The organism is Actinomadura geliboluensis (genome assembly GCF_005889745.1).
Taxonomy (GTDB): domain Bacteria; phylum Actinomycetota; class Actinomycetes; order Streptosporangiales; family Streptosporangiaceae; genus Spirillospora; species Spirillospora geliboluensis.
In genome coordinates, this window is the sequence record NZ_VCKZ01000469.1 from 1 (window position 1) to 6,718 (window position 6,718).

A 6,718-nucleotide genomic window follows, 5' to 3' on the forward strand; every position below is an offset into this window, starting at 1 on the left:
GCGGTGACCGGGGGCTCCCCGCCCGCCTCGGTGAAGGCGCGCAGCGCGGCGACGAGGGCGCGGCGCTGCCCGGCCGGCATGCGCGCGACGACCTCGGCGATCTCGGCGCGGCGGCGGGCGGTGACGTCGTCGACGATGCCGCGGCCGGCGGCGGTCACCTGGATGCGGACCTCGCGGCCGCTGCGCGGGCTGGCCTCGCGGCGCACGAGCCCGGCGGCGGCGAGCCGGTCCACCATCCGCATCGCGGTGGAGGGGTTGACCTCCAGCAGCCCGGCGAGCGTGACGAGCTTGGACGGCCCCTGCGAGGACAGCACGACCAGCAGCCGGAACTGCGGCAGCGTGACGGCGTCCTCGACCGCGGCCAGGGACCGCGCCGAGACCGCCACCAGCAGCCGGGAGGCGGTGAGCAGCGCCGAGGTGACCTCGTCGACGCCCGCGTCCGCGTCCTCGTTCATGACCACTTTCTACAGGGCCGGGCCCGCGCGGCGCCAACGCGCCCCGGGCGGTTCCGGGCGGTCATCCGCGCCGCCGCGCGGGCAGCAGCTCGTCGAGCAGTTCGGCCAGGTGGCGGGGCCGGGCCGGGGTGCCGGCGGTGATCTGGGTGCGGCAGGAGAAGCCGTCGGCGAGCACCTCGGTGCCGGGCGCGGCGTCCCGGACGGCGGGCCACACCCCCTGCTCGGCGATCTTCACCGACACCTCGTAGTGGCCGCGTTCGAAGCCGAAGTCGCCGGCGAGGCCGCAGCAGCCGGCGTCGAGGACGTCCACGTCGACCCCGGCGCGGGCCAGCACGCGCCGGTCGGCGTCGAAGCCCATGACGGCGTGCTGGTGGCAGTGGGGCTGCGCGACCGCGCGGACCCTCGGGGTGTCGAGCCCGGCGACGATGCCGTGCGCGGCGCCGGGCGAGGGGCCGCCGGCCTCCTGCTGGCGCTCGTCGAGCAGTTCGGCGAGGGTCCGGGTCCGGTCGCGGAGCAGCCGCGCGTCGGCGGCGAGGGGGTCGTCGTGCAGCAGCTCGGGCGCGTCCGCGCGGAACACGGCGGTGCAGGACGGTTCCAGCCCGACGACGGGGACGCCGTCGCGCAGCCGGGGCGCCAGCGCCCGGACGGTGCGGCGCAGCACCCGCGCGGCCGTGCCGAGCTGCCCGGTGGAGATCCAGGTCAGGCCGCAGCACAGCGGGGCGGGCGGCACCTCGACCCGGTATCCGGCGGCCTCCAGGACGCGGACGGCGGCCCTGCCGATGTGGGGATGGAAGCTGTTGGTGAAGGTGTCGGGCCACAAGACGACCCGGTCGCCGCCGGGCCCGTCCGGCGCGGGGCGCCGCTTGAACCAGTCGGTGAACCGCTCGGCGGCGAAGCGCGGCATGTCGCGGCGGGGGTCGATGCCGCCGATCCGCTTGGCGGCGCGGCCGAGGCCGGGCAGGTGCAGGGCGGTGTTGGCGGCGCGGGGCGCGACCGCGGCCAGCCGCGCCCACACCGGCAGCCAGCCCATCGTGTAGTGCGCGGGCGGCCGGATCCGTCCCGCGTAGTGGTGGTGGAGGAACTCGGCCTTGTAGGTGGCCATGTCGACGTTGACGGGGCAGTCGCTGCGGCAGCCCTTGCACGCCAGGCACAGGTCGAGGGCGTTGCGGACGTCCTGCGAGCGCCACCCGTCGGTGATGACGGCCGCCTCGTCGCGGTCGGCCTGGGAGCCGCCGCCGGGCATGCCGCGCATCATCTCCATCAGGATCCGGGCGCGGCCGCGGGTGGAGTGCTCCTCCTCCCCCGTCGCCCGGTAGCTCGGGCACATGACGCCGCCGGAGGAGGCGCGGCACTTGCCGATGCCGACGCAGCGGGCGGCGGCGTGGGTGAACCGGTGGTGGTCGTCGGGGAAGGCGAACCGCGTGCGCGGCTCGGCGGGGCCGTAGGCGAGGTGGTCGAGGTCGTCGTCCAGCCGCCGCGGGTGGACGATCTTGCCGGGGTTCATCCGGTTCCCCGGGTCGAAGACCGCCTTGAACCGCTCGAACAGCCGGACGACCTCGGCGCCGAACATCAGCGGCAGCAGCTCGCCGCGGGCCTGCCCGTCGCCGTGCTCGCCCGACAGCGACCCGCCGTAGGAGGCGACGAGCCGGGCGGCGCGCTCGACGAACCGGCGGTAGGCGGCGGCGCCCTCGGGGTCCTCCAGGTCGAAGGGGATGCGGGTGTGGACGCAGCCCTGCCCGAAGTGCCCGTACAGGGAGACGGGCCCGTAGCCGAACTCGCGGATGAGGGCGCGGAAGTCGCGCAGGTAGTCGCCGAGCCGGTCGGGCGGGACGGCGGAGTCCTCCCAGCCCTCGTGGGTGTCGGGGCGCCCGGGCGGGTAGGCGGTGGCGCCGAGGCCGGCCTCGCGGACCTTCCAGAGCAGCTCCTCCTCGGCGGGGTCGCGGACGAAGGTGTGCCGCGGCGGGTTCGGCCCGGCCGCCACCCGCTCGATGAGGTCGCGGGCGCGCGCGTCGGCGGCCTCCTTGGTGTCGCCGCCGAACCGGACCATCAGCCAGCCGGCGCCGCCGGGCATGTCCTTCACCACGCGCGGCCCGGCCAACCGGTGCCGCTTGGCGAGGTCGAGGAGCCGCTCGTCCATGCCCTCCAGGGCGAGCGGCTCGGACGGCAGGATGCGCGGCACGGCGTCGCCGGCGAGGGCGATGTCGTCGTAGCCGAGGACGACCAGCGACTGGTGCGCCGGGACGGGCACCAGCTCGATCTCGGCGCGCAGGACGGTGACCAGCGTGGACTCCGACCCGACGAGGGCGCGGGCCACGTCGAAGTGCTTCTCCGGCAGCAGCGAGTCGAGGTTGTAGCCGGACACGCGGCGCGGGATGGCGGGGAAGCGGGTGCGGATCGGCTCCAGCCCGTCGTCGCGCAGCTCGCGCAGCGCCCGGTAGATCTCGGCGCGCCGGCCGCCCGCCGCCTGAATCCGGGCGTACTCCTCCTCGCCGGTCTCCCCCACCCACATCCGGACGCCGTCGTAGGTGAGCACCTCCAGCCGGACGACGGAGTCGACCATCTTCCCGTACGCCTGCGCGGACGCGCCGCACGAGTTGTTGCCGATCATCCCGCCGATCGTGCAGGTGTCGTGGGTGGACGGCTTGGGCCCGACCATCAGCCCGTGCCGAGACAGCTCGGCGTTCAGGTCGTCCAGGCAGGCGCCGGGCTCGACGACGGCGCGGCGCGCCGCGGTGTCGAGGGAGACCAGCCGCCGGCAGTACTTCGACCAGTCGATGACGACGGCGGTGTTGACGCACTGCCCGGCGAGGCTGGTGCCGCCGCCGCGCGACAGGACGGGCGCGCCGTGCTCGGCGCAGACGCGGACGGCCTCGGCGCCGGCCTCGACGCCGCGCGGCACCACCACCCCGATGGGCGGCCGCTGGTAGTTGGAGGAGTCGTGCGCGTAGGCCGCGCGCGACCCGGGGTCGAACCGGACCTCTCCGTCCACGCGCTCGGTGAGGGCGCGCCGGAGCGCGTCCCACTCCTTGTGCTTTGCCGAAACTGCCATGGCGCAACGCATACCCAGGGGGACGCACGCAACCGTCTGCCGTGCCGCACAGTGTCCACCATCGGCCCACTCGTCACACTGATCCCTGTAAATCCCTTTTGAGATACTTCACTCTTGATCATGTCGAGCCGGCCCACCCCTGGATCACCCGTCCTGGAGGGACGTCCATGCGAACACGGCACGCGGGCGGCATCGCCTTCGCCCATCCGCCGGCCTTCTGGGCCGGGTTCCTCGCCTGCGTGGCGGGGGTGCTGCTGCACCTGCCGATGTACATCGGCGCCGCGGACATGCACTACATGATGCGCGGCATGGCGATGGACGCGCCGATGACGGCCGGGATGGCGCTGATCGTGGCGGGCCTCGCCGCCACCGCCTACGGGCTGGTCCCGCGCGGGCCCGCTCCGTCCCGCGGCGCCGGGGAGCCGCGGATCCGCGCCGCGTACGGCGCGCCGCTGCGGCGCGCCCACATCGGGCTGCTGCTGGTGACGACGACGGCCGTGACGATCGACGCGATGAAGCCGATCTCGCTGTCGTTCGTGGCGCCGGGGATGGGCGCGGAGTACGGGCTGAAGTCGCCGCTGAACCCCGGCGGGCACTGGCCGGTCGCGCTGCTGCCGCTGTCCGGCCTGACCGGGACGGTGCTCGGCTCGTTCCTGTGGGGCTGGCTCGGCGACCGCATCGGGCGGCGGCCGTCGATCCTGCTGGCCGGGGTGATGTTCGTGACGACGGCGGTGTGCGGGGCGATGCCGTCGTTCTCCTGGAACCTGGTGATGTGCCTGCTGATGGGCGTCGCGGCGGGCGGGATGCTGCCGATCACGTTCTCGCTGCTGGCCGAGACGATCCCGGGCCGGCACCGCGGGTGGGTGATGGTGCTGATCGGCGGGAACCTGGCCCTCGCCTACGTCGTCACCAGCGCGCTGTCGTCGGCGCTCGTCCCGCACTACTCGTGGCGGATCCTGTGGCTGGTCGGGCTGCCGACCGGCGTCCTGCTGATCGCGCTGAACCGGTGGATCCCCGAGTCGCCCCGGTTCCTGCTCGCGCGCGGCCGGGAGGCCGAGGCGCGGCAGATCATGGCGCGGTACGGCGCCGTCGAGGAGACCGCCGCCGGCCGGGAGGCCGGGCGGGAGCCGGAGGCCGCGCACGGCGCGGGCTTCGGGCCGCTGTTCCGGCCGCCGTTCACCGGGCTGAGCCTCGCGGTGGTCGTGCTCGGCCTCGGGATCGGCCTGGTCACCTACGGCTTCCAGCTGTGGATCCCGTCCAACCTGCAGAAGCTCGGGCTGGCGCAGCAGGCCGCCGACCGGGCGCTGCGGGACTCGGCGGTGCTCGGCCTGCCGCTGGTGTTCGTCGCCGCCGCCATGTACGGGCTGTGGAGCGCCAAGAAGACCATCGTGGCGCTGACCGCGCTGGTCGCGGCGGCGCTGGCGGTGTTCTCGGTGGCGGGCGAGTCGCTCGCCCACGACCGGACGTGGCTGTACGTGCTGCTCGCGGGGCCGATCGTCGGCACCGCGACGATCGCGGCGGTGCTGGCCGCCTACAGCTCGGAGATCTACCCGACGCGGATCCGCTCGCGCGGCTCGGGCCTGTCGGCGGGGGTCGGCAAGCTCGGCGGTGTCGCGGTCACGGCGGTGCTGGCCGCGGGGGCGACGGTCCCCTCGATCGGGCAGACGGCGCTGCTCGGCGCGGTGCCGCTGCTGGCCGCGGTCCTGGTGGTCGCGGTGTGGGGGGTGGAGACGCGGGCGGGACGCGGCTCAGTCCGCGAGCCGGCTCGCGGTCTCCAGCAGTAGGGCGTGCACGAACGCCTGCGGGATGTTGCCGCGCAGCTGCCGCTGCCGGACGTCGTACTCCTCGGAGAACAGGCCGCTGGTCGCGCTGCCGGACCGGGTGCGCTCGAAGGTGCGCAGCGCGCGGGCGGTGTCGCCGGCGCGGTGCTCGGCGAGGGCGAGGACGAACCCGCACAGGGTGAAGGCGCCCTCGGCGACGCCGAGCGGCTCGTCCCCGACCCGGTACCGGTAGACGAAGCCCTCCTGGACGAGTTCGGCGCGGACGGCCTCCAGCGTCGCGGCGCTGCGCGGGTCGCCGGCGGGCAGGGCCCCGCGCAGCGGCGGGATGAGCAGGGCGGCGTCCACGCGGTCGTCGTCGGCCGCGCGCCGCCACCGGCCGCCGGGGGCGAGGGCCGTGCGGGTCATCTCGGCGAGGATCGCGTCGGCGAGGGACGTCCAGGCGGCGGCGTCGGCGGGGCCGCCGAGGACGCGGGCGGCCTGGCGCAGCCCGGCCGCGCAGATCAGCCGGGAGTGGGTCCACAGCCGGTCCTCGGTCTCCCAGATGCCGGCGCCGGGCTCGTGCCAGCGGCGCGCGACGGCGTCCGCGGCGACGCGGGCGGCCTCGCGGGCGCCGGGTCCGGCCCGGTCGTGCTCGGCGGCGGTGGCGAGCAGCAGCAGCGACTCGCCGACGGCGTCGAGCTGCCACTGCGCGCTCGCCCGGTTGCCGGTGACGGCGGTGGCGCCGGGGTAGCCGGGGAGCGCGCTGGGGCGCTGCCCGGGCACCGCTCCCCCGGCGACGGTGTAGGCGGGGCGGAGCCGGTCGCCGTCGGCGAGGAGGCGCGCGGTGACGAAGCCGGCGGCGCTGCGCAGCACGTGCGGGGGGCCGCCGTGGGCGGCGACGGCGTGCCCGGCGAGGCACTGGTCGCGGATCCAGGCGTAGCGGTAGTCGAAGTTGCGGCCCTCGTCGGCGCGTTCGGGCAGCGCGGTCGTCGCGGCGGCGGCCATGCCGCCGGCGGCGCTGGTCAGCCCGGTCAGCACCCCGTAGGCCAGCCGGGCGTCGCGGGGCGCGGCGGTGTCGTCGCAGGAGGGGACGGCCGCCCGCCAGTCGCGCTCGGTGGCCTCCCACAGCGCGCCGGGGTCCAGGTCCGCCGGGGGCTCCCCGGCGGACTCGGCGGCGATCTCCAGCACCAGGTCGCGCGACTCGCCCTCGGCGAGGTCGAACGTCACGGCGAGGACGGCGCCGCCGTCGGCGCCCTCCCGCACGAGCGCCTCGCCGGCGCCGCGCCAGCGGATCCGGGCGCCGCCGGCGCGGGCCGTCCAGTACGGGTCGCGGTGGTGCAGGTCCCGCATGCGGGCGCCGCCGGGGCGCACGTCCAGCAGGGCGCGCAGCCGGGCGCCGCCGCGGACGGCGCGGCAGCGGCGCAGGACGACCGCGCGGTCGGGGAGGGCGGGGC

Annotated in this window: 4 protein-coding genes; 1 reads left to right on the forward strand and 3 read right to left on the reverse strand. The window is 76.3% G+C overall.

Annotated elements, in window-relative coordinates; all coding sequences use genetic code 11:
* Together ETD96_RS38685 and ETD96_RS38690 are read right to left on the reverse strand one after the other, a co-directional pair.
* On the reverse strand, positions 1 to 455 hold a 455-nt coding region (locus ETD96_RS38685), incomplete at its 3' end, for a MarR family winged helix-turn-helix transcriptional regulator (protein WP_138641459.1).
* A gap of 61 nt (positions 456 to 516) precedes the next feature.
* On the reverse strand, positions 517 to 3,504 hold the full coding sequence (locus ETD96_RS38690) for an FAD-binding and (Fe-S)-binding domain-containing protein (protein WP_138641460.1): 2,988 nt from the start codon (positions 3,502 to 3,504) through the stop codon (positions 517 to 519).
* Between the two features lie 167 nt (positions 3,505 to 3,671).
* Between ETD96_RS38690 and ETD96_RS38695 the strand changes: the two genes are divergently transcribed.
* Positions 3,672 to 5,288 carry an MFS transporter gene (locus tag ETD96_RS38695; protein ID WP_138641461.1) on the forward strand — a complete coding sequence of 539 codons (1,617 nt, stop codon included), beginning with the start codon at positions 3,672 to 3,674 and terminating at the stop codon, positions 5,286 to 5,288.
* Here the strand turns inward: ETD96_RS38695 and ETD96_RS38700 are convergent.
* On the reverse strand, positions 5,253 to 6,718 hold a 1,466-nt coding region (locus ETD96_RS38700), incomplete at its 5' end, for a glycoside hydrolase family 15 protein (protein ID WP_138641462.1). The two genes, ETD96_RS38695 and ETD96_RS38700, sit on opposite strands and share 36 nt — an antisense overlap.

What these genes read in the sequence shown, in the direction of transcription:
- ETD96_RS38690 (WP_138641460.1), bottom strand. Translation starts at nt 3,504, where the DNA reads ATGGCAGTTTCGGCAAAGCACAAGGAGTGGGACGCGCTCCGGCGCGCC.
- ETD96_RS38695 (WP_138641461.1), top strand. Translation starts at nt 3,672, where the DNA reads ATGCGAACACGGCACGCGGGCGGCATCGCCTTCGCCCATCCGCCGGCC.